We start from the raw sequence: 22,876 nt of genomic DNA, 5'->3' as shown, positions 1-22,876 counted from the left end.
CGGAGTCGGGACAACTGGGAGGAACGGGCGCAGACCGAATTCGATCACGGGTGTGATCGATAGAGGCTGGGCACAGATGACTGAAAAGTGGCGTTGAATGACCGAACGCCATGGGGGTGGAGCAAGGTCCGCTCCGGAATGATGAATTCGCTCGCATTCTCTTCACGCATCGAGTGCGGGTGCTCACACAGGACGGGGGTCGTGTGCACGCGACGACGCAGCAGCGAGCGGCGGACCATCGGCCGTACTTCTTCTTGAGCTACGCCCACACACCGGGGTACGGCGGTGGAACGGACCCCGACATGTGGGTCGAACGGCTCTTCCAGGATCTCTGCGGCCATGTGATGGCCATGACCGATCTGCCCGCCGGCGCGCCGGCGGGGTTCATCGACCGCGAGATACGTTCCGGCGAGGGCTGGTCGGAACGGCTCGGTGAGGTGCTCGCCACCTGCCGGGTGTTCGTCCCGCTGTTCTCGCCGCGCTACTTCGCCAGCGAGATGTGCGGCAAGGAGTGGTACGCCTTCGCCCAGCGCGCCATCCACTACCGGGCCCGCTCCAACCAGTCGGCCGAGGCGATCGTCCCGGCGCTCTGGGTGCCGGTACCGCCCAGCCAGCTCCCCGGACCGGCCGAGCGATTACAGTTCAACCACCGTGATTTCGGAGACCGTTACGTCAGCGACGGGCTGTACGGGCTGATCAAGCTCAGGCTCTTCGCCGAGGACTACGAGCGCGCGGTGTACGAACTCGCCAAGCGCATCGTCAGCGTCGCCGACACGGTACGGATCGGCACCGGCCGGCCCGTCGACTACCGGCTCGCCCCCAGCGCCTTCGGCTCGACGGGCAGCGGAGCCGGCGGCCCCCGCCCGATGCAGGTCACCATCGCCGCCGCCACCCGCCACGACCTGCCCGAGGGGCGCAACGCCGACTACTACGGCGACAACCCGCAGGACTGGAACCCCTACCATCCGGACGCCGCACGTCCCCTGGCCTATGTCGCCGAGGACCTGGTGCGCTCCCTCAACTACCAGGCCACCGTCGCGTCCTTCGACGAGGAACCCGGCCACCAGGGAGGCAAACAGCCCCCGACCACGCCGGAGATCCTGCTCGTCGACCGCTGGGCGCTCCAGGACGAGGACCGGTGCCGCCGGCTCGCCGCCTTCGACGCGGAGAACCGCCCCTGGGTGACGATGGTCGTCCCGTGGAACCGCGACGACCACGAGAGCAGAGCCGCCGAGGCGGAGCTGACCGCGAAGCTCGAACGGACCATGCCGACCAAGATGCGCCAGGGGCGGGCCTACTGCCGCGCCGCGGCCAAGGGGGTACCGAGCATGGAGGCCTTCGGCCAGATCCTGCCGCAGGTGGTCGAGGTGGCCGCCCAGCAGTACCTGAGACATGCGGCCGTCTACCTGCCCGCCACCGGCGGCGGAGGTCACACCGAACGGACGCGGCTGATGGGACCCATGGCGCAGACCCAGTACATCCCTGAGACACATGACGCTGCGACGGATGCGGAGGACACGGATGACGGCCAGTCGTGACGGGCGCATCGTCACCTTCTACTCGTACAAGGGCGGCACCGGGCGCACCATGGCCCTGGCCAACACCGCCTGGATTCTCGCCGCCAACGGCAAACGGGTACTGGCTGTCGACTGGGACCTGGAGGCGCCCGGCCTCCACCGGTTCTTCCACCCGTTCCTCGACCCCTCGACCCTCGGTGCCACCACCGGCGTCATCGATCTGATCACCGAGTACGCCTGGGCCGCGACCAGCCCGGTGCAGCGGGCCGACGACTGGCACCGGGAGTACGCCCGGATCCAGCCGCACGCGGTCTCCCTCACTCCCGAGGCGCTCGGCTGGGAGTTCCCGCAGGGCGGAACGCTCGACTTCGTCTCCGCCGGACGGCAGAACCGCGAATACTCGGCGACCGTCTCCACCTTCGACTGGGACAACTTCTACGACCGCCTCGGCGGCGGCCACTTCTTCGACGCGCTGCGCGACGACATGAAGGCCAACTACGACTACGTCCTCATCGACAGCCGCACCGGTCTCAGCGACATCGCCGACATCTGCACGGTCCATCTGCCCGACGTGCTCGTCGACTGCTTCACCCTCAGCGACCAGTCCATCGACGGCGCCGCCTCGGTCGCCCGGCAGATCTCCGAGCGGTACACCGGCCGCCAGATCTCCATCTTCCCCGTCCCGATGCGCATCGACGAGGGCGAGAAGGAGAAGGCGGACGCCGGACGGGCCCTGGCCCGGCTGAAGTTCGACCGGCTGCCGCGCGATCTGTCCGGCGACGAACTCACCGCCTACTGGGGCGCGGTGGAGATTCCGTACCGCCCCTACTACGCGTACGAGGAGACACTCGCCACCTTCGGGGACGAGGCGGGGCTCACCAACTCGCTGCTCTCCGCCTTCGAACGGCTCACCTCCGTCATCACCGACCGGCAGATCACCTCGATGCCCCCGATCGGCGAGGAGGTACGGCTGCGCATCCGCGACGCGTTCACGCGGCGCCGGCCCGCCCTGCCCGCCGATCTCTTCCTCTGCTACGTGGCGGAGAACCGGATGTGGGCCGACTGGATCGAGTCCGCGCTCACCCGGGCCGGTTTCCGGGTCGTGCCGCGTGATGTGTCCGCCGAGCGGGGGCCGCAGGAACCCGCGGCCGTCACCGCCGAGAACGCGGCCCGGACCGTGGTGCTGCTCTCCAGCGCCTACCTCAAGTCGCAGCGTGCGGTGAGCCTGTGGGACCGGGCCGTCGCCGAGGACCCGGGCGGCGGGCGGCGCCATCTCGTGCCGCTCAGGGTCGGTGACGTACGGCTGTCCGCGCCCTACATCGACCGCAACCCCGTCGACCTCTTCCGGCTCGACGAGGTGCACGCCACCGCCGCCCTGTTACGGGCCCTGGACCGGCCCGTGCAGGTCACCGACGGGGTCTCGCCCGGACCGCGCTTCCCCGGAACCGTCCCGCGGATCTGGAACGCACCGCCGCGCAACCCCGGATTCACCGGCCGCTCCATGGTCCTGGAGCGGATGCGCGACCAGCTCGGCGGCGGCATGGCCGTCGTGCTGCCGCAGCCGCAGACGCTGTACGGGCTCGGCGGTGTCGGCAAGACCCAGGTCGCCCTGGAGTACGTGCACCGGTTCATGGCCGACTACGACCTGGTCTGGTGGATATCGTCCGAGCAGACCGACGACGTGGTCGCCGGTCTCGCCGAACTCGCCGTCCGGCTCGGTGCCCAGGGTGGCGACGACATGGCGGCCGCCTCCCAGGAGGCGGTCGACCTGCTGCGGCGCGGGGTGCCGTCGGACCGCTGGCTGCTGGTCTTCGACAACGCCGACGACCCGGAACGGCTCCGCCGCTACTTCCCGCAGGGCGGCTCCGGGCACATCCTGGTCACCTCCCGCAACCAGGCCTGGTCCCAGCACGGCGACGCACTGCCCGTCGACGTCTTCATGCGTGAGGAGTCCATCGAACACCTCCAGCGCCGGGCACCGGGGCTGAGCGACGAGGACGCCGCCCAGGTGGCCACCGCGGTGGGGGACCTGCCGCTCGCCGTCGAACAGGCCGCGGCCTGGATCGCGGAGACCGCCACCCCGATCGACACCTATCTGGAACAGCTGGCCCAGCAGGCGCCGGAGGTCCTGGCGCTCAACCAGCCGGCCGGCTACCCGGAGCCGGTCGCCGCGACCTGGAACATCTCCATCGAACGCCTCAAGGAGCGCTCGCCCGCCGCGGTGCGGCTGCTCCAGCTCTGCGCCTTCTTCGCCCCCGAGCCGATCTCGGGGAACCTGCTGTACAGCAAGGAGATGATCGAGGCGCTGAAGCCGTACGACGCCTCGCTCCAGGAGAAGCTGGTACTGGGCCGGGTCATCCGGGAGATCGGCCGGTTCGCCCTCGCCAAGGTCGACCAGGTCTCCAACTCCATCCAGGTGCACCGGCTTGTCCAGGCCGTCATCCGGGCGCAGCTCAGTCAGGAGGAGCAGCGGGACGCCCGGCACGCCGTCCACCGCATCCTGGCGGGTGCCCGGCCCGATGACGACGAGCCGATCGACAACCCGGCCAACTGGCCTCAGTTCGCGACCATATGGCCGCACCTCGGCCCGTCCGACGCGCGCAACTGCAAGGAGCCGGAAGCCCGCAGGCTGCTGATCGACCGGGTCCGCTACCTGTGGAAGCGCGGTGACTTCAGGACGGCCACCACGCTCTGCGAGGAGCTGCGCGAGATCTGGCGCGAGACGCTGGGGGAGCGGGACATCCAGTACCTCTACCTCTGCTTCCACCTGTCCAACATCTACCGCTCGCGCGGCCGTTACGTGGAGGCCAGGGAGCTCGACGAGATCACCCTGGCGACCCAGCGGGAGGTGCTGGGCCCGGAGCATCCGCACACGTACATGAGCACCAGCAGCCTGGCGACGGACCTCGGGACGCTCGGGGAGTACACCCGGGCGATCGAGCTGGCGACCGAGGCGACCGACGGGTTCAACCAGATCTTCCACGACTCGCACCCCAGGGCCCTGGCCGCGGCCAACAACCTGGCGTTCACCCTGCGGTCCATCGGCCAGTACGCCAAGGCACGCGAGATCGACCAGGACGTCTTCGACCGGCGCCGGGAGGTGCTCGGCGAGGAACACCCCTACAGCCTCTCCTCGGCCATGAGCCTGGCCCGCGACCTGCGTGACGTCGGCCGGTACGAGGACTCGGTGGGCCTGCTGAGCCGTACGTACGACAGCTACAAGGCCACCCTCGGCCGGTCCTTCCCCGGCACCCTCAGCGCGGCGAAGGCCCTGGCCGTGTCGCTGCGCCGGGCGGGGCGGCTGGAGGACGCCCGCCGGCTCACGGTGGCGACCCGGGCCCGGTACCGGGCCAAGTACACCTCCGCCAACCCGGAGTCGCTGGCCTGCGACCTCAATCTGGCGGCCGACCTGTTCGCGGCCGGAGAGGCGGGCGAGGCCAGGGACACCGCCCGGGAGGTCGTCGACCAGTACATGAAGGTGCCGGGAGAGAAGCATCCGTACACTCTGGCCGCGCTGAACAACCTGGGCGTCTACCTCCTGGGGGCCGGTGAGGCCGAGGAGTCGGAGCTGGTGCTGACCCGGGTGGTCGCCTCGATGCGGGAGGTGTACGGGCGGGAGCACCCCAACACGCTGTTCAGCGTGATGAACCTGGCCAACACCACCGCGGACCGGGGCGATCTGGACCTGGTGCTGGAGACCGAGCGGCGGCTGGCCGGACAGTTCCGGGTGGCCCTGGGGGCGCATCACCCGGAGACACTGGCCATGAAGTCGAACATGGCGGTCACGCTCGACGCCATGGGGCGCAAGGACGAGGCGCTCCAGATCAGGGTGGAGACGGTCGAGGAGCTGACCCGGCAGCTCGGCGACGAACATCCGCTCACCCGGATCGCCCGGGACGAGCGCCGGTTCCAGCGTGAACTGGAACCGCTCGCGGTATGAGGAAGCGGGAGCGTCCGGCCGTCGCCGGACGCTCCCGCCCCCGCTGCTCACCGCTCCGTCGTGTCCAGCAGCCAGGTGAGGATCCGGGGGAGCGCGTGCAGCGCGTCGAAATGCGCTGCCGCCGGCTCCACCACGACGGTGGCGCCCGGAATGCGGCTCGCCAGCCAGCGGGTGTGCCCGACCGGTGAGAAGACGTCCTTCTCGCCGTGCCACAACAGCACCGGACCGGTGATGTCGGCCGGGTCGAACCCCCAGGGACGGCTGAACGCGAGCGCGTCGTCGATCCAGCCGTACGCCGAAGTGCGCAATCCCTCACGGTAGTTCCGCAACAGCATGGTGCGGACGCCGGCGTCGTTGACCACCATCCGGTCGGAGTCGGTCAGCTCCCGGCGCAGATCGTCGATGAGCCGGACCGGATCCCTTCTGATCACCGCGGACCGTGAGATGAACGACTCCGCGAGCCCGTCCGGATCGTCGGCCGCAGTGGTGTACGCCTCCACATTGGAGGCGGCCATCCCGTCGAACCAGTCGAGGCCGACGGCGTCCCAGGGGGCCAGGCCCACCAGGGCCGCGGTACGGGTGACCCGTTCGGGCATCAGCGCGGCGCAGGCCAGGGCGTGAGAGGCGCCGCCGGACCGGCCCACGACGGCGAACTGTTCGATCCCGATATGGTCCGCGATGGCCCGGACGTCCTCCACCGCGTCGGCGACACAGCGGCCCGGCTGCCGGTCGGAATCGCCGTATCCCGGCCGGTCGTAGGTGATCAGCTGCGTCTTGCGCTGGTAGAGCACCATGCCGCGCGGAGCCGGCCCGAGCCTGCTGCCGGGCATTCCGTGCAGCAGGAAGACCGGTCTGCCACGAGGATCCCCCAGCCGTTCCACCACCAGTTGCCGTCCGTCGGTTGCGCGCACGCGACTGCGCACTCCGCGCCTCCTTGTGTCCGTGCGGGCACGACGTGCCCGGCTTTCCCCGCAATGATTCGATGATGGACCATCAAAGCTCTTATTGGGACTGCGCGTTGAACGAATACGGGGCGCGTCGAGGGGGCGCGCGGGCGCGGTTTCGCCGGACGCGTCGACAACCGGACCCGCAGGGGTGAATACCGGACAGGACTAGTCCTCACCCGCTGCTGAACGGACGATCGCACCGGGTGTTCGCAGAAGGGATCGGCGAGGCCTGACCTCCGGTAAGTGAACGTGACGAGACCGAAGGGGTGTTGTCATGTGTGCGTCCTGAAGTCGGCCTTGTGTGCTATCTGCTCCGTCGGAATAGTGGGCGCCCCATCCTCCGTGTACGGGCGACCCCACATCACCCGTGCGCGGCCCCACAGGAGGTCGAAGTTGAAGCATCGACGCATATCCAGGAAGCGTGCAGCGCTGGCGGGTTCGGCGGTGGTCGCCCTGGTCGCAGCGGGAGCGACGTTCCAGAGTGCGAACGCCAGTGAAGGAACGCCTGAGATCACCGCGCGGACACTGACGGCCGACGCGGCCGGAAAGCTCGCCACCGGTCTGGGGAAGGACCTGGGCGGCGACGCGGCGGGTTCGTACTACGACGCCAAGTCGAAGAACCTGGTGATGAACGTGGTCGACCGGGCCGCCGCCGAGCAGGTGCGGCAGGCGGGCGGCCGGGCCAGAGTCGTGCAGAACTCGCTCGCCGAGCTGAAGTCGGCCCGGCAGACCCTGGCCGGCAAGGCCGCGATCCCCGGCACCTCATGGGCCGTCGACCCGGTCAGCAACAAGGTCGTCGTCACCGCCGACCGTACGGTCAAGGGCGCCGAGCTGAGCCGGCTCAGCTCGGTGGTCGAGGGGCTGGGCGGCAAGGCCCGGCTCAAGAAGTCCGCCGGGGAGTTCAAGCCGCTCATCGCGGGCGGCGACGCGATCTGGGGCGACGGCGGGCGCTGCTCGCTCGGCTTCAACGTGGTCAAGGGCGGCGAACCGTACTTCCTGACCGCCGGGCACTGCACCGAGGCGATCTCCAGCTGGTCGGACTCGCAGGGCGGCGGGGAGATCGGCACCAACGCGGGCTCGGAGTTCCCGGACAACGACTTCGGGCTGGTGAAGTACACCTCGGGCACCGCGCACCCCAGCGAGGTCGACCTCTACAACGGCTCCACCCAGCCGATTACCAAGGCGGGCGAGGCGACCGTCGGGATGACGGTGACACGCAGCGGTTCCACCACCCAGGTGCACGACGGCCAGGTGACGGGGCTGGACGCCACGGTCAACTACGGCAACGGCGACATCGTCAACGGGCTGATCCAGACGACGGTCTGCGCCGAGCCCGGCGACAGCGGCGGCTCGCTCTTCGCCGGTGACACGGCGATCGGACTGACCTCGGGCGGCAGCGGCGACTGCTCCTCGGGCGGCGAGACGTTCTTCCAGCCGGTGCCGGAGGCGTTGGCGGCCTTCGGGGCGGAGATCGGCTGACAGCTCTTCCCGCAGTGGCGAATGGCCCCCGGCGGCGCCGGGGGCCATTCCTCTGTGTTCCCACGGGTGCGAGGCGCGGTCAACGAGGGCCCCCCGCGTCTGCGCCTGCTCACCGAGCCCGCGGTGCGGCACCTGGTGCGGACTGCCCGGCCTCCTCTCGGCGGAGGCGTCCCTGCTCCCGCACCCGTACAAGCGGGCCAGAGCCATCGCGCGGACGTGAAGACGGGTGTGAGGGGGAGAAGGGCGCCGACGGGTGGTTTGCCCCCCTGAAGGAACATGCTCGCTAATGCTCGAAACGCGATGGCGATGAACAACTCTTGACATGTCGCGGACATTCCCGCGAGAGTCGTCCACGCCAGTGATGCCGGTCGAGTATCGAGGAGCGTTGTCGCATGCCCGAAACCCCCGAAGTCTCACGCCGTTTGGTCCTGGGAGGAACACTGGCCGCAGGGGCCCTCGCCGCAGGGATCGGATCCGTCGGGAGCGCCTCGGCGGCTCCCGCGTCCGAATCCGGAACGGCTTCCGCTTCCGCACTCGCAGGGGCCTCCGGGCCCCGGCGCCGGGCCGGTCAGAAGTCCATGGTCAACGTCCCCTTCGAGCCTCACAAGACGGTCCGCGTCGGTGTCATCGGGCTCGGCAACCGGGGCTCCGGGATGACCACGGGCTGGTCCGTCATCCCCGGCTGCGTCGTGGCGGCGGTCTGCGACATCCGCGCCGACCGTGCGAAGCGCACCGCGGACCAGCTCGTCGCCGCCGGAAAGGCGCGTCCGGCGGAGTTCGGCGGCTCCGCCGACTCCTACGCGCAGATGCTCAAGCGCGACGACATCGATCTCGTGTACATCGCGACGCCCTGGGAATTCCACTACGAGCAGGGCAGGGCCGCGCTCCTGTCCGGCAAGCACGTCGTCGTCGAGCTGCCCATCGCGACCCGGCTCGAGGAGCTGTGGGACCTCGTGGACACCTCGGAACGCACCCGCAGGAACCTGATGCTGTCCGAGAACTGCAGTTACGGCCGCAACGAGCTGGCCATGCTCAAGATGGCCCACGAGGGCCTGTTCGGCGATGTCACCAACGGGCACGGCGGCTACATGCACGACCTGCGTTCGCTGCTCTTCTCGGACACGTACTACACCGACTCCTGGCGTCGCCTCTGGCACACCCGCTCCACCGCGTCCTTCTACGCCATGCACGGTCTCGCCCCCATCGCGGCGGCCATGGACATCAACCGCGGCGACCGGATGACCACGCTGAAGGCCACCGCGACCGCTCCGAAGGGACTCGCCGACTACCGCGAGCGCTTCATGCCCAAGTCCCACCCGTCCTGGAACGAGACGTACATCAACGGTGACCTCGTCACCTGCCAGATCGAGACGGCGAAGGGCCGGATGATCCGGGCCGAGCACGCGGTCAGCTCACCCCGCCCGTACAGCAGGATCAACTCACTCGTGGGCAGCCGGGGCATCTTCGAGGACTACGCGGGCACCTCGCCCACCGGTGGACGCATCTACGTCGAGCCGGATCACGGCGGCGACACGTGGCGCGACTTCGACGCGTACCGCAAGGAGTTCGACCACTGGCTGTGGAAGGAGCTCGGTGACGAGGCCGAGAACGGCGGCCACGGGGGCATGGACTACATCCTCCAGTGGCGCACGGTCCAGCTGATGCGGGCCGGACTGGTCCCCGACATCGACGTGTACGACTCCGCGTCGTGGTGCGCGCCGGTTCCGCTGAGCGTCAAGTCCCTCGCGGCCAAGGGCCGTCCCGTCGACATCCCGGACTTCACCCGCGGCTCCTGGGTCAACCTGCGCACCGGCCTCGACTCGCGCACCACCGAGATGCCCCCCGTCGTCTGAAGACCTCCCTCACCAAGGAGCACGTCATGAGACCGGCCCGACTGATCAACCCGCTCAGAGCCGTCGCCGTGACGGCGGCGATCATGCTCGTTCCCGTGCAGGCGGCCACGGCCGCGCCCGCCGAGCCGGCCGCGGCCACGCAGCAGGCGGCCGCTTCCGACGCGCGGACCGAAGTGACCGTCTCTCCCGTGGATCTCGACGGACCGGCCATCTCGGCGGTGGAGGTCACCGTCAAGAACACCGCCCCGCAGCGGCTGCGTTCCCTCAAGGTGTCGTTCGCCGGGCCTGTCGGGTGGGCGGTACAGCCGTCCGTACGCAGCGTGGACGGCTCCCTCGCGACAGGCGCCTCCGCCTCCGCGACGTTCCGGATCCAGGTCCCGGAGAAGCGTTCCGGCTTTGTGCTCCGTACGTTCACGGCGACCGCGGTCTACCAGGGCGGGGACGGCCGCGGAACGGCCACCGGCACCCGGTCCGAGCGCTCCGGATCGCCTCAGGCGAACCTGGCGGCGGCGTACAACGGTGTGGCCGTCACCGACGAGTCCGCCACGACGGCCGGCGACTACGACGGCGAGGGCAACACCTTCTCGGCGCAGAAGCTCGCCGCGGTCGGCCTCACTCCCGGGGCGACCGTCGAGGCCCTGGGCGCGAGACTGACCTGGCCGGACGTGCCGGCCGGCTCGAAGGACAACGTGGCGAGTTCCGGGCAGGCCGTCGAGCTGACCGGCAAGGGCACCGAGCTGGTGTTCCTCGGCTCCGGTGTCGGCAGCGGGGCCACGGGCAGCGCCACCGTCTTCTACACCGACGGCACATCCGACACGGGGTCGTTCGGCTTCCCCAACTGGTCGTTCGACCCGGTCACGGCGCATGGTGCGACGCTGGTCAAGTCCACCGACGGCCGCAATCGGCCCGACGGGTACGGCAACGCCACGGTGAAGTACAGCGTGTTCGCCAACTCGGTCCCGCTGGACGCGTCCAGAACGGTGGCGTTCGTGGTCCTGCCCGCGAACGCGAATGTCCACATCTTCGACATGGCGATCGCTTCCTGACGTCCGAGGGCGGAGGCGGCGACCCTTCCGGGGCGTCGGCATGACAACGGGCCCGCCCGCATCACCTCAAGTGACGCGGGCGGGCCCGTTGTTCCGCGCGGCCCGCACGACTCATCGGTTTCGGGATGGTCGGCCGGTTCAGCGAGGACATCACTCCATCTCGTCCGACGCGCGCTCCTGGTACGAGTCCGGACCCGTACGGGACGTCGTCATCCGTGGCAACGTCTTCGACCGCCCGGCGAGCCCGGTCATCTCCTTCGACCCCACCAACCAGGACTTCGTCGCCGGACAGCCGGTGCACCGCCATGTCCTCATCGAGGACAACCGGTTCAACCTCACCTCCGCGACGGTGGTCGCCGGCCGCGGTGTCGGTGACCTGACCTTCCACGGCAACAGAATCCAGCGCTACGCACACCTGCGTCTCACCGGGCCGGACCGACCGCTGCGCATCGGGGGCACCGCGACGCTCTCCACGGACGCGCCGCCCGCCGGCAGCACCGCGCCGCTGTTCACCTTCACCGGTGCCGAAGGCGTCACCATCGCCGGCAACAGCTACGGCAACGGCTTCAACAAGCGCGTCGACACCGACGCCATGGCCCCCTCGGAAGTCACGGTCATCGGTGACGGTCTGGCCCTGAACGCCGACAACATCACCAGCGCACCCGTGACGCTCACGTACACCGGCTCGGACCCCTCCGTCGCCACGGTCGACAGCCGCGGTCTGGTCACGGCGGTCGGTACCGGGCGGACCGTCATCACGGCCCGGGCCACGATCGGCGGTCACCGGGTCGTCTCCAACCCGGTGACCGTGTCGGTGTCGCCCCCGCCGCAGGCCTCCCCGTCCGCTACCTCGCCGTCGAGCCGCCGCCCGCCGTCCCCGTGAGCGGGGCGTCGTCCGCCGCCTCCGGTTTCCTGCGCAGGGCCAGCAGCAGGGTGGCGACCGTGCCGACCACCGCCCACGCGGACAGCACCAGCAGCGGACCGGCCACCGCGTTGCCGTTGAAGTACGCGATCGAGCGCGCCACCCAGGTCCCGGCCCCCGGCGGCAGCGCGGGGCCGATCGCCCGCCAGAAGTCCGGCAGCATCGGGAGCGGGAAGGCGCCGCCCGCGCTCGGGTTGCCCGCGATCACCACGAGCAGGACGGCCAGTCCGATGCCGACGATGCCGGTGAGCGCCTGCAGGGCGAGCGTGATCATGCCGACGGAGAAGACGGTCAGCGCGCCCAGGCCCGACAGTCCCCAGAAGCTTCCGGGGAGCGCGCCGAGGATCGGCCCGATGATCACCGCGCCGCCGATTCCGCCCGCGATCGAGTACAGGGCCATGACCCCGGTCCTGATCGTGGCGCGCTGACGGTTGGCGGGGCGGCTGCCGGCGCTGATCGCCAGGATCGAGGCGCAGAGGTATCCGCCGACGCACCAGCCCACCACCAGGTAGAAGGACGAGAGCCCGTCGAAGTCCTCGTCCGAGGCCGGGGCCACGTCCACGGAGCGGACCGTGCGCCGCTGGGAGAGTTCGGCCTTCGTGATGATCTTCGTCAGCGATTCGGCCAGCACGGCGCCCCCGCCGGAGGCGACCAGCACGGTGTCGGTGGTGCTCCGAGGGCTGACGATCAGGGCGCCGTCGATGTCGCGGTTGAGGATCTGTTGGCGGGCGGTGGCCGCGTCGCTGACCGCGCGGGGGTCCAGTGGGCCGCCGGGGAGGTCCTTGAGTTCGGTGAGGAGCCGGGCGGAGATCCGCTGGGGTGCGACGACCCCGAAGGGGACGTCCGTCGGCTTCGGCTTGTGCAGCGCTCCGACGTAGGACGCGATGAACAGCAGTTGCAGCGCCAGTACGCCGATGACGAGCAGCGCGGCCCGCGGAGTGACGGCGTTCTTCACCTCATCAGCGAAAGTCATGACCCCACCGTCCTGGGTGCCCGTCGTTCGTGCAGTCGGGGCCGGGCCGAATGGCTTAGGGGACGGCTGGTGGATGGGCCGAGGGGTGGCTCACCTCTCGGATATCGCACGAATGTTCGAACGTGGTCTATGGTGGAGAGCGAGGGGGTGGTGGGTTACGGATCGGTCCAGGAGGTGCGGGTGTCAGGGTTCACGCATCTGCATACCGTTTCCGGGTTCTCCCTGCGGTACGGGGCCTCGCACCCGGAGCGGCTGGCGGAGCGCGCCGCCGAGCGGGGGATGGACGCTCTCGCGCTGACCGACCGCGACACCCTCGCGGGCACGGTCCGGTTCGCCAAGGCCTGCGAGCGGGCAGGTGTGCGGCCGCTCTTCGGGGTGGAGCTCGCGGTCGCCCCCGCCGGACGTGCGCAGGGCGACGGACGTACGCACCGGCTGCGGACCCCGGTCCGCGGTGGTGCCTTTGTCGATGAATCCGCCCCTCGGGTCACCTTTCTCGCCCGCGACGGAGCGCAGGGCTGGGCCGAACTGTGCCGCCTCGTCACCGCCTCCCACGCCGCCGTCCCCGACGGTGGCCGGCCCCTGCTCGACCGGTCCTCGCTGCCCGCCGAAGGGCTCACCGTGCTACTCGGCCCGGCCTCCGAGGTGGGCAGGGCGCTGGCCGCGGGCCGTCCCGACCGGGCCGCCGTCCTGCTCGCCCCCTGGCGGGAGATGTACGGCGACGGCCTGCGGCTCGAAGCCGTCCACCACGGCCGGGACGGCGCCGGACCCGGTTCACTGCGGCTCGCCGCCCGTACCGTCGGCTTCGCCGCCGAACAGGGGATACGGGCCGTGCTGACCAACGCCGTCCGGTACGCCGACGCGGGGCAGGGCCCGGTCGCCGATGTGCTCGACTCGGCCCGCGGGCTCGTCCCCGTCGACCCGCGCCGCGCCCCGCTCGACAGCGGTGAGCGCTGGCTCAAGGGCGCCCGCGCGATGGCCGAGGCCGCCGAGCGGATCACCTCCGCCGCCGGACTCGGCCCCGGCGCGGGGGCCCGGCTGCTCGCGGAGACCCGGCACACCGCCGACGCCTGCGCCGTCGATCCCGAGGGCGACATCGGCCTCGGCTCCGTCCACTTCCCCGAACCGCATCTCGTCGGCGCCGGCCGCCGCACCGCCCAGCGGGTGCTGGCCTCCCGTGCCGCCGCCGGCATGGTGCTGCGCGGCTACGACCGCAGGCCCGGCTACTGGGACCGGATGCACCACGAGCTGGACATCATCGCCCACCACGGCTTCGCCTCGTACTTCCTGACCGTCGCCCGAGTGGTCGACGACGTGAGGGAGATGAAGGTACGGGTGGCCGCCCGCGGCTCCGGGGCGGGCTCCCTGGTCAACCACCTCCTCGGCATCGCCCACGCCGACCCGGTCGAGCACGGGCTGCTGATGGAGCGCTTCCTGTCCAAGCGCCGCTTCGTGCTGCCCGACATCGACATCGACGTCGAGTCGGCCCGCCGCCTCGACGTCTACCGCGCGATCATCGGCCGCTTCGGCGCCGAACGGGTCGCCACCGTCGCCATGCCCGAGACCTACCGGGTGCGTCACGCCATCCGGGACGTCGGCGCCGCGCTCTCGATGAACCCGGCCGAGACCGACCGGCTCGCCAAGGCCTTCCCGCACATCCGGGCCCGCGACGCCCGCGCGGCCATGGAGGAACTGCCCGAACTGCGCGAGGTGGCGAGGGCGCAGGAGAAGTACGGGCGGCTGTGGGAACTGGTGGAGGCACTGGACGGGCTGCCGCGCGGTATCGCCATGCACCCGTGCGGGGTCCTCCTCTCCGACGCCTCGCTGCTGCGCCGCACCCCCGTCATGCCCACCAGCGGCGAGGGCTTCCCGATGGCGCAGTTCGACAAGGAGGACGTGGAGGACCTCGGGCTGCTCAAGCTCGATGTGCTGGGCGTACGGATGCAGTCGGCGATGGCGCACGCGGTCACGGAGGTGAAGCGGGCCTCGGGGCGGGAGGTGGACCTGGACGCCGTGCCGCCGGGTGATCCGGAGACGTACCGGCTGATCAGGACCGCCGAGACGCTGGGCTGCTTCCAGATCGAGTCGCCCGGCCAGCGCGATCTGATCGGCAGGCTCCAGCCGGCCGGCTTCCACGACCTGGTCGTCGACATATCGCTCTTCCGGCCCGGTCCGGTCGCAGCCGATATGGTGCGGCCGTTCATCGAGGCCCGGCACGGCCGGGCACCCGTCCGCTATCCGCACCCCGACCTGGAGGGACCGCTGCGCGAGACCTACGGGGTGGTGGTCTTCCACGAGCAGATCATCGAGATGGTCGACATCATGACCGGCTGCGGCCGGGACGAGGCCGACCGGGTCCGGCGCGGACTCTCCGACCCCGAGTCGCAGGGCCGGATCAGGCTCTGGTTCGCACAGCACGCGGCGGCCCGGAAATACGGCGCCGAAGTGATCGCCCGCGCCTGGGAGATCATCGAGGCGTTCGGCAGCTACGGCTTCTGCAAGGCGCACGCGGTCGCCTTCGCGGTGCCGACGTACCAGTCGGCATGGCTGAAGGCGCACCACCCGGCGGCCTTCTACGCCGGGCTGCTCACCCACGACCCCGGGATGTACCCGAAGCGGCTGCTGCTCGCCGACGCGCGACGGCGCGGGGTGCCGGTGCTGCCGCTGGACGTGAACCGGTCGGCGGCCGCCCATCGAATCGAACTGGCGTCTGACGATGAGGCGGAGAGGGAGGTCTGGGGTCTGCGGCTGGCGCTCTCGGACGTCCACGGCATCAGCGCGGCCGAGGTCGCCCGGATCGAGGCCGGACAGCCCTACACCTCGCTGCTGGACTTCTGGCAGCGGGCCCGTCCGGGCAAGCCGGCCGCCGAACGGCTGGCCCAGGTCGGCGCGTTGGACGCGTTCGGCGCCAACCGCCGTGATCTGCTGCTGCATCTGTCCGAGCTGCACCGCGCCCAGCGGGGCGCGGGTTCCGGCGGCGCGGGCGCGCAGCTCCCGCTCGGCGGCGGGCACCGGACCGGCTCCATCGGCCTGCCCGACCTCAACGAGGCGGAGCGGCTCAGTGCCGAGCTGGGCGTGCTGAGCATGGATGTCTCACGCCATCTGATGAGCGATCACCACGCCTTCCTGGAGGAGCTCGGAGCGATCTCCGCCAAGCGGCTGCGCGAGGCACGGCACGGGGAGACCGTGCTGGTCGCGGGCGCCAAAGCGGCCACCCAGACCCCGCCGGTCCGCTCCGGGCGCCGGGTCGTCTTCACCACCCTGGACGACGGTACGGGCCTGGTCGACCTGGCGTTCTTCGACGACAGTCACGCCGCCTGTGCGTACACCGTCTTCCACTCCTGGCTGCTGCTGGTGCGCGGGGTGGTGCAGCGGCGCGGGCCGCGGAGCCTGAGCGTGGTCGGCGCCGCCGCCTGGAATCTGGCCGAGCTGGCCGAACTGCGGCGCACCGGCGGGCTCGACGCGGTCGCGGCCCGGCTGGCGCAGGAGCCCGCGCCGGAGGCGGCCGGCCCGGAGGGGGAGGCGCCCGCCGACGGCGACGGCCGCCGCATCCGGATGCCCACCGGTTACGAGATGAACCCCTGGGCGGACCTCCAGCCGCCCGGCGAGGGGACGCCCACCGGACGGAAGCTGTGGCACCAGAGCCCGGGGAGCGCGGGATGAGCGAGCAGCCCGAAACCCTCCAGCCCGCAATCCTCTGTCTGCGGTTTCGCCGGGTCGGCGGCGGCGCTCCGGACGGGGCCGGCTACGCGGGGCTGCTGGCCCTGCTCGGTTCGTTCACCCCGGCGGTGGAGGCGGCGCCGCCCGACGGGGCGCTCGCCGATGTGCGGGGCGCGCTGCGCTACTTCGGGCGGGACGCGGCCGGCCTGGCCGCGGTGGTCCGGGTCCGCGCGCTGGCCCTGCACGGGGTGGACTGCGCGATCGGGGCCGCCGAGAACCCGATGCTGGCGCGGATGGCGGCGCGGCGGGCCGTGCCCGGGACGACCTTCGTGGTGCCCGTCGGCGGGGCCGCCGCCTTCCTCGCGGACCGGCCGGCCGCCGCACTGGACGGCGTCGGGGCCGCGACGGCCCGCACCCTGTGCGGATACGGGCTCGACTCCGTCGGCCGGATCGCGGCCGCCCCGCTCGGCACCCTCCAGCGGATCACCGGGGTGCGGACCGGGCGCGAGCTGTGGGAGCGGTCGCGGGGCATCGACCGTACGGCGGTGGTGCCGAACGACGCCGCCCGGTCGGTCGCCGCCGAACGCACCTTCCCGCGCGACGAGCTGGGCCGGGAGCGGCAGCGGCGCGCGCTCATGTCGCTCACCGAGGAACTGGGGGCGAGGATGCGCGGCGAGGGGCAGGTGTGCCGCTCGCTCGCGGTCTCCGTGCGCTATGCCGACCGGACCGGTTACTCGACGCTGACCCGCAGCCGTACGCTCCGCGAGCCCACCGCCCACTCCGCGGAGCTCACCGCGCTCGCGTACCGGATCCATGACTCGTTCGCCCTGCAGCGGGCCCGGGTGCGGGGGATCGCCCTGCGCGCCGAGGGGCTCGGTGACGCCGGGCGGGCCGCGCACCAGCTGACGTTCGATCCGGTGGACGAACGGGCGCGGCGGATCGAGGCGGTGGCGGACCGGCTGCGGGCCAGATTCGGACCGCAGGCCGTGATGCCGGGGCGACTCGCGGCCTGAACCGCGGGCCGCGGAGTGTCCTGAAGCTACGGTTACCACCGCGTCAGTTTTTACCGACGCGTAACTTCCCAGGCAACCTTACTCGTGCGTAAGTTGGCATGAGCACGCAGAAAACCGTCAGAACTTGTGGTCCGGGCCGCAGGGTGCACAGACATCGCAACTCCCTTGAGCCGCAAGGAGAACACACGATGCTGCCCTGGACCCGTGCGCCGCGCACCCCACGAGCGCGCAGAACCCTCGCCGCACTGCTCCTCGCAGTCGCCGCGGTCGCCACCTCCACGGCCACTGCCGCTGCGGCCACCCCCGCCGCCGCCACGGCCACCTCGCGTGGCTGGAACGACTACTCCTGCAAACCCTCCGCAGCCCACCCCCGGCCGGTCGTCCTGGTCCACGGAACCTTCGGGAACTCGGTCGACAACTGGCTCGTCCTCGCCCCCTACCTGGTGAACCGGGGCTACTGCGTCTACTCGCTCGACTACGGGCAGCTCCCCGGTGTGCCGCTCTTCAACGGCCTGGGCCCGATCGACAAGTCGGCCGGGCAGCTCGCGGTCTTCGTCGACAAGGTGCTCGCCTCCACCGGGGCGCCCAAGGCGGACATCGTCGGCCACTCCCAAGGCGGCATGATGCCGAACTACTACCTGAAGTTCCTCGGCGGGGGGGCCAAGGTGAACGCCATGATCGGGCTCGCGCCCGACAACCACGGCACCACCCTCCTGGGCCTGACCGAGCTGCTCCCGTACTTCCCCGGCGCCGGGGACCTGCTCAACGCCGGCACGCCCGGACTCGCCGACCAGGTGGCCGGATCCCCCTTCGTCACCAAGCTCAACGCGGGCGGCGACACCGTGCCCGGCGTGCACTACACCGTCATCTCGACCAGGTACGACGAGGTCGTGACCCCGTACCGGACGCAGTTCCTGGACGGGCCCGACGTGCACAACGTCCTGCTCCAGGACCTGTGCCCGGCCGACCTGTCCGAGCACGTCGCGATCGGGACCGTGGACCGGGTCGCCTACCACGAGGTGGCGAACGCCCTGGACCCGGCGCACGCCACCCGGACCACGTGCGCCTCGGTCGTCGGATAGGGCCTTTCGCCCGGATCGGGCCGGGACCGGACGGCCCCGGGAGCGCCCGGGGCCGTCCGCCCGCTCAGCGGCCGTGCCGTGCGCTGGGGACGGCCCGGCGCCTGACCGAGGCGAACAGTGCGGCCGCGCCCACGGCGAGCGCGGCCGCGCCGCCGATCGTCAGGTACGACGTGCCGCTGCCGCCACCCGTCTCGGCGAGGCCGGGGCCGCCCGTGGCGGGTGCGGCGGAGGCGCTGTCCGGCTCGGGGGCGTTGGCCGCCGCACTGGGCGTGCCGGCCGCCTCCGTGACCGCCGCGCCCGTATCGGCGTCGTCGTCACCGTGGCCGCCGTGCTCCACGGACGACTTGGCCTCGGCCCCGGTGATCTCCTGCTCGGACGGGGCGGACGCGGACGGGGCCGGAACCGCGGCGACCGACCCGCTTCCGCCTGCGTCGCCGCTGCCCGCAGCGCCCTTGTCCGCACCGCCGAAGACCACGTCGGAGCAGGCGTAGAACGCTTCCGGGGAGTCGGAGCGCTGCCAGACGGTGTAGATCAGCTGCCGGCCCGCGCGCTTCGGCACGGTGCCGTCGAAGACGTACGACCCGTCCACCAGCTTCGGGTCGGTCGCTCCGGCGAACGGCCTCTCCTCCAGGTCCGACCACTTCAGCGGCTTCGCCGGGTCGTAGCCGGCCGTGGTGAGATACAGCGCGAAGGAGCCCTTGTGCGGGGCGGTGGCCCGGAAGCGGAAGGTGTGGCTGCCCGCCGCCAGCTTCGTCGCCGGCCAGTCCGCGCGCGGCAGATCGAGCCCCCTGAACTTGTCGTTGCCCGCGCTGCACAGCTTGCCGTCCGGGATCAACTGCCGGTGCTTGCCCGCCGCGTTGGCGATGTTGACGCCGTTCCAGTCGTACAGCGCCTGGGTGCCGGCCGCCGCGACCGCCGCCACGCAGGCCGCGGACCGCGGGTGTTCGGGCCCTTCGGCGAAACAGGCCGAGACCCGGCTGACCGGGTCCGACAGCGAGCCGTGCGCCGAGGCCGGGGCCGCGGCCAGAACGGTCAGCGCGAGCGGTGCCGCACCGAGCACGGCGATACCGGCGGCCCTGCGACGGGCGGTGGTGATGACGGCCATGGTGGTGGTACTCCTTCGGCGGTCCACGTCTGGTGTGTGCAAGCTAGCTGCCGCCAGACCCCGGACCGGCCTCGGAACGGGCCTGGTGGCGATCGTTATGACGGTCTTGAGGAGCCCCTCAGAATCGATTAAGAACGACCCGGTCCGGATCGCGGTCCCCGATCGCCCCGGACCGAATTCAGCCGCTGTCAGCGGCAGATGGCACGATCGGTGCATGACGACGATCGACTGGGACTCCGCCGCCGATTCCTTCGACGAGGAGCCCGACCACGGTCTGCTCGACCCCGTGGTCCGGCACGCCTGGGCGCAGCGGCTGGAGAGCTGGCTGCCCCGGGAGCGTGCCGAGGTTCTCGACCTGGGGTGCGGCACCGGAAGCCTGGCGCTGCTCGTCGCCGGGCAGGGGCACCGGGTCACCGCGGTGGACCGCTCGCCGCGCATGGTGGAGCAGGCCCGCGTCAAGCTGGCCGGGACGGGCACCGAGGTACTGGCCGGGGACGCCGCCGCGCCGCCCGTCGGCAAGCAGCGGTTCGATGTGATCCTGGCCCGGCACGTGGTGTGGCTGCTGCCCGATCCGGCGGCGGTCCTGCGGCACTGGTTCGGCCTGTTGCGGCCCGGCGGCAGGCTGGTGCTGATCGAGGGCGTGTGGAACGGGGTCGGGCTGTCCGCCGGGCAGCTCACCGCGCTGCTCGCCCCGTTCACCGAGCGCATCCACCACGAGCGGCTCTCCGGCGACCGTGATCTCTGGGGCAAGGACGTCGACGACGAGCGCTACGCCCTGGTCGCCCGTGCCGAACCGCCGCGCCGACACACCGAGGTCGTGGACGTGCATCTGATCCTGCGGCGCGGCTCCGACGTCCTGCTCGCCCGCCGGGCCGGTACGGGGTACGCGGACGGGCTGCTGCACGCCCCGTCCGGACATGTCGAGGACGGCGAGGACGTTCGCGAGGGCATGATCCGCGAGGCGGCCGAGGAGACCGGGATCGCCCTCGAGCCGGAGGAGTTGCGGGTGGCCCTCGTCATGCAGCACCGGGGGCCCGGCGGCACTCCCCGGACCGGCTGGTTCTTCGAGGCGGAGTACGACCCGGCCCGGCCGCCGTGCAACCGCGAACCGGACAAGTGCTCGGAGCTGGCGTGGTTTCCGCTGGCCGCCCTTCCGGACGACATGGTCGCGTACTGCCGGGCCGGACTCGACGGCTACCGGGCGGGGGAGCGCTTCCTGATCCACTGGCACGAGGACGGCGACACCGTCGCGTACGAACCGCGCGGACCGCGCCGTGCGGTCCCGCTGCCGAGCGGCGGGGTCCGCACCGGACGGGTCCACCACATCGAGCTGTGGGTGCCCGATCTGGCGGCGGCCGAGACGGGGTGGGGCTGGCTCCTCGGCGAGCTGGGCCATGTCCCGTACCAGCGGTGGGCGCACGGGCGCAGCTGGCGGCGGGGTGACAGCTACGTCGTGATCGAGCAGTCGCCCGACCTGGTCCCCGGAGCGCACGAGCGGTGCCGTCCCGGCCTCAACCACCTGGCGTTCCACGTGGCGGACCGGGCAGCCCTCGACGCACTGGTGGCCCGCGCTCCTGAGCACGGCTGGCGGCTGCTCTTCACGGACCGTCACCCTCACGCGGGCGGCGACGGACACGAGGCCGCCTACCTGGAGGACGCGGCGGGGTACGAGGTGGAGCTGGTGGCCGGCTGAGGGGCCCTCGGCCGGGCCGGGCGGTGCGGGGGCTCCGCCGGGCCCGGCGGTGCGGGGCGCTCAGCCCAGCAGGCCGGCGAAACCCTCCGGGGTACGGGCGAGGCGTTCCAGCTCGTCCAGCGCCTCGACGGCGGCACGCGCCGCCTCCGGGTCACGATCGGCCAGTCCGCTCTCCTCGAACTCGTCCTCGTCCAGCCGCAGTACGCCGGAACGGTCCGCCGACACCCACAGATCGAGGTCCAGGTCCTCCACGACCAGCTCGCCGTCCCGCAGCACGGCCGGGCGGGTCACATCGCAGTACCAGCCCTTGAGTTCGCCCGCGCCGCTGCGGACCTCCTTCACCGCGAACCAGGCGTCGCGCCAGTAGTGCTCGGTGAGCACATCACCCGGCTCGAAGCGTACGAAGCCGAAGTCACGGACCCGGGCGGAGGCCCAGGGCGCCCGTACCGTCACCCGGGTGCCGTTGTCGGCGAGCAGGGCGGCCGGGTAGCTGATCTTGGTCTTTCCGGCCTTGACCAGGACGACGGTCAGTCCGGCTTCAGCCGAGGCGGCGGACATGACGTACCTCCGTGGCACAGATCTCGTAGCCGAACCAGCGGTTGATCGCCAGCATCGGACCGTTGTCGGCGTCATTGCCGGTGTACGCGTCGGTGTACCCGGCGGCGCGCGCCCGGTGCAGCGAGTCGTTCTTGGCGAGCTTCGCCAGCCCGCGGCCGCGGTACGCCCGCCGGGTGCCGGTCATTCCCGACCAGTAGCGGCCCGCGCCGTCGCACTCCGCCGCGCTGAACGCCGCGACCTCGCCGTCGACCACCGCCACCGAGGTCAGCCGGTGGTCGAGCGCGGGACTGCGCCAGGTCTCGGCGAGCCACCTCTCGTAGTCCGACGGCTGGGCCGGTGTGTCACTGGGCTCGTCCGCGGTGGTCTCGGCGTCCGCCTCGAAGAGCGGTCGCGGGTCGTCGTCGAAATCGGCGCCGGTCCGTAGCTCGACACCGGCCGGGAGCTCCTGACGGGGCGGCAGCGTGCCACCCGCCAGATCCAGATGCATGAAGTGCGCCGGCCGGCTCGGGGCGTAGCCGCGCCGTTCGGCGAACGCCCGGTCGCCGGGGGTGTCCAGCACCCAGCTGTAGACCTCGGTCGCACCGGACAGAGCCAGATGCTCCTCGGCCGTGCGCAGCAGCAGTGTGCCCGCGCCCCGGCCGGTTCGCTCCGGATGGACGTGCGGATTGCAGGACGACTGACCGGGCCTGGGGCTCTCATGGGCCAGACCGGCCTGGGCCGTTCCGATGATCTCGCCGTCCTCCTCCGCGACCAGCAGGCGGTACCGCTTGTCGGGATGGGCGGTCGCCAGGCTGAAGACGACCGCTTCCGGTGTGGTCACCAAGAACGGGAGTGCCGCGCGGCGCACCCGTACCCAGTCCTCGGCGTCGGCGGGCCGAAAGTCGCGCACGATGACAGTCATGCGCCGGACCGTATCCGGAGCCACGGCCCGGCCGCCCGTGATTTTCCGGCGACGGGGGATGCCGCGCCCTACCTGCTTGCCTGCGTGACGTAGGACATCCTGTTACCCCTGGGGTTCAAGTGCCCCGGATCGGGGCGCTGTTGATCCGGACGGACTCGCACGGGAGGCGCTGCGGCCGAAGAGGGGTGGG

15 protein-coding genes are annotated in these 22,876 nt (G+C 71.5%); 10 read left to right on the top strand and 5 right to left on the bottom strand.

Translation table 11 applies throughout. From position 1 onward, the window contains the following. The first annotated feature begins 179 nt into the window (after positions 1–179). Together fsxC and fxsT are read left to right on the top strand one after the other, a co-directional pair. Entirely contained in the window at positions 180–1,538 is a 1,359-nt protein-coding gene (fsxC, locus tag J1C73_RS16455) for an FxsC protein (RefSeq protein WP_372446698.1), read from the top strand. Then, positions 1,522–5,457 carry an FxSxx-COOH system tetratricopeptide repeat protein gene (gene fxsT / locus J1C73_RS16450; protein WP_207317045.1) on the top strand — a complete coding sequence of 1,312 codons (3,936 nt, stop codon included), beginning with the start codon at positions 1,522–1,524 and terminating at the stop codon, positions 5,455–5,457. Before fsxC ends, fxsT begins: the two co-directional genes overlap by 17 nt. Before the next feature lie 47 nt (positions 5,458–5,504). On the opposite strand, the gene J1C73_RS16445 is transcribed toward fxsT, so the two are convergent. Further along, positions 5,505–6,380 (bottom strand): alpha/beta fold hydrolase, encoded by an 876-nt coding sequence (locus J1C73_RS16445; protein ID WP_123468899.1) that lies wholly within the window; start codon positions 6,378–6,380, stop codon positions 5,505–5,507. Between the two features lie 417 nt (positions 6,381–6,797). Between J1C73_RS16445 and J1C73_RS16440 the strand changes: the two genes are divergently transcribed. The 4 genes from J1C73_RS16440 (at position 6,798) to J1C73_RS35750 (ending at position 11,665) form a co-directional block, all read left to right on the top strand. Next, the gene (locus J1C73_RS16440) at positions 6,798–7,883 is read left to right on the top strand and encodes a S1 family peptidase (protein ID WP_207317044.1); all 1,086 of its coding nucleotides are present in this window, start codon (positions 6,798–6,800) and stop codon (positions 7,881–7,883) included. Between the two features lie 392 nt (positions 7,884–8,275). Further along, positions 8,276–9,736: a Gfo/Idh/MocA family protein gene (locus J1C73_RS16435; protein WP_207317043.1), complete on the top strand. Its 1,461-nt coding sequence runs from the start codon at positions 8,276–8,278 to the stop codon at positions 9,734–9,736. A 26-nt stretch (positions 9,737–9,762) separates the two neighbouring features. Then, positions 9,763–10,782 (top strand): NEW3 domain-containing protein, encoded by a 1,020-nt coding sequence (locus J1C73_RS16430; protein WP_207317042.1) that lies wholly within the window; start codon positions 9,763–9,765, stop codon positions 10,780–10,782. A gap of 70 nt (positions 10,783–10,852) precedes the next feature. After that, positions 10,853–11,665: an immunoglobulin-like domain-containing protein gene (locus J1C73_RS35750; protein ID WP_242644273.1), complete on the top strand. Its 813-nt coding sequence runs from the start codon at positions 10,853–10,855 to the stop codon at positions 11,663–11,665. Here J1C73_RS35750 and J1C73_RS16420 read toward each other — a convergent pair. Continuing rightward, complete coding sequence (locus tag J1C73_RS16420; protein WP_207317040.1) at positions 11,628–12,677, bottom strand: DUF3533 domain-containing protein; 1,050 nt, start codon at positions 12,675–12,677, stop codon at positions 11,628–11,630. The two genes, J1C73_RS35750 and J1C73_RS16420, sit on opposite strands and share 38 nt — an antisense overlap. Positions 12,678–12,806: 129 nt before the next feature. On the opposite strand from J1C73_RS16420, the gene J1C73_RS16415 reads away from it, so the two are divergent. The 3 genes from J1C73_RS16415 (at position 12,807) to J1C73_RS16405 (ending at position 18,429) form a co-directional block, all read left to right on the top strand. After that, the gene (locus tag J1C73_RS16415; protein WP_207317039.1) at positions 12,807–16,337 is read left to right on the top strand and encodes a DNA polymerase III subunit alpha; all 3,531 of its coding nucleotides are present in this window, start codon (positions 12,807–12,809) and stop codon (positions 16,335–16,337) included. Beyond that, positions 16,334–17,347: a DNA polymerase Y family protein gene (locus J1C73_RS16410; RefSeq protein WP_207317038.1), complete on the top strand. Its 1,014-nt coding sequence runs from the start codon at positions 16,334–16,336 to the stop codon at positions 17,345–17,347. The genes J1C73_RS16415 and J1C73_RS16410 overlap by 4 nt, the downstream gene beginning before the upstream one ends. Positions 17,348–17,535: 188 nt before the next feature. Next, entirely contained in the window at positions 17,536–18,429 is an 894-nt protein-coding gene (locus tag J1C73_RS16405; protein WP_207317037.1) for an esterase/lipase family protein, read from the top strand. Positions 18,430–18,493: 64 nt separating this feature from the next. On the opposite strand, the gene J1C73_RS16400 is transcribed toward J1C73_RS16405, so the two are convergent. Further along, positions 18,494–19,534, bottom strand: coding sequence for a lytic polysaccharide monooxygenase auxiliary activity family 9 protein (locus tag J1C73_RS16400; RefSeq protein ID WP_207317036.1), 1,041 nt, complete (start codon positions 19,532–19,534; stop codon positions 18,494–18,496). 214 nt (positions 19,535–19,748) lie between these two features. Between J1C73_RS16400 and J1C73_RS16395 the strand changes: the two genes are divergently transcribed. Further along, positions 19,749–21,227 (top strand): trifunctional class I SAM-dependent methyltransferase/NUDIX hydrolase/VOC family protein, encoded by a 1,479-nt coding sequence (locus J1C73_RS16395; RefSeq protein WP_207317035.1) that lies wholly within the window; start codon positions 19,749–19,751, stop codon positions 21,225–21,227. A 60-nt stretch (positions 21,228–21,287) separates the two neighbouring features. Here J1C73_RS16395 and J1C73_RS16390 read toward each other — a convergent pair whose 3' ends face one another. Both J1C73_RS16390 and J1C73_RS16385 read right to left on the bottom strand, forming a co-directional pair. Next, a complete protein-coding gene (locus J1C73_RS16390; RefSeq protein ID WP_207317034.1) occupies positions 21,288–21,785 on the bottom strand; it encodes a ribonuclease FAU-1 family protein in 498 nt (165 codons plus the stop codon). Continuing rightward, the gene (locus J1C73_RS16385; protein WP_207317033.1) at positions 21,766–22,686 is read right to left on the bottom strand and encodes a GNAT family N-acetyltransferase; all 921 of its coding nucleotides are present in this window, start codon (positions 22,684–22,686) and stop codon (positions 21,766–21,768) included. The genes J1C73_RS16390 and J1C73_RS16385 overlap by 20 nt, the downstream gene beginning before the upstream one ends. Positions 22,687–22,876 lie beyond the last annotated feature (190 nt).

The organism is Streptomyces laculatispora, assembly GCF_017353455.1.
Classification (GTDB): domain Bacteria; phylum Actinomycetota; class Actinomycetes; order Streptomycetales; family Streptomycetaceae; genus Streptomyces; species Streptomyces laculatispora.
This window is presented reverse-complemented; position numbering and strand designations above follow the sequence as displayed.

Excerpts from the sequence above, each read along its gene's own strand:
- fxsT (WP_207317045.1), top strand. The coding sequence starts at position 1,522 with ATGACGGCCAGTCGTGACGGGCGCATCGTCACCTTCTACTCGTACAAG.
- J1C73_RS16435 (WP_207317043.1), top strand. The coding sequence starts at position 8,276 with ATGCCCGAAACCCCCGAAGTCTCACGCCGTTTGGTCCTGGGAGGAACA.
- J1C73_RS16430 (WP_207317042.1), top strand. The coding sequence starts at position 9,763 with ATGAGACCGGCCCGACTGATCAACCCGCTCAGAGCCGTCGCCGTGACG.
- J1C73_RS16420 (WP_207317040.1), bottom strand. The coding sequence starts at position 12,677 with ATGACTTTCGCTGATGAGGTGAAGAACGCCGTCACTCCGCGGGCCGCG.
- J1C73_RS16415 (WP_207317039.1), top strand. The coding sequence starts at position 12,807 with ATGGTGGAGAGCGAGGGGGTGGTGGGTTACGGATCGGTCCAGGAGGTG.
- J1C73_RS16410 (WP_207317038.1), top strand. The coding sequence starts at position 16,334 with ATGAGCGAGCAGCCCGAAACCCTCCAGCCCGCAATCCTCTGTCTGCGG.
- J1C73_RS16405 (WP_207317037.1), top strand. The coding sequence starts at position 17,536 with ATGCTGCCCTGGACCCGTGCGCCGCGCACCCCACGAGCGCGCAGAACC.
- J1C73_RS16400 (WP_207317036.1), bottom strand. The coding sequence starts at position 19,534 with ATGGCCGTCATCACCACCGCCCGTCGCAGGGCCGCCGGTATCGCCGTG.
- J1C73_RS16395 (WP_207317035.1), top strand. The coding sequence starts at position 19,749 with ATGACGACGATCGACTGGGACTCCGCCGCCGATTCCTTCGACGAGGAG.
- J1C73_RS16390 (WP_207317034.1), bottom strand. The coding sequence starts at position 21,785 with ATGTCCGCCGCCTCGGCTGAAGCCGGACTGACCGTCGTCCTGGTCAAG.
- J1C73_RS16385 (WP_207317033.1), bottom strand. The coding sequence starts at position 22,686 with ATGACTGTCATCGTGCGCGACTTTCGGCCCGCCGACGCCGAGGACTGG.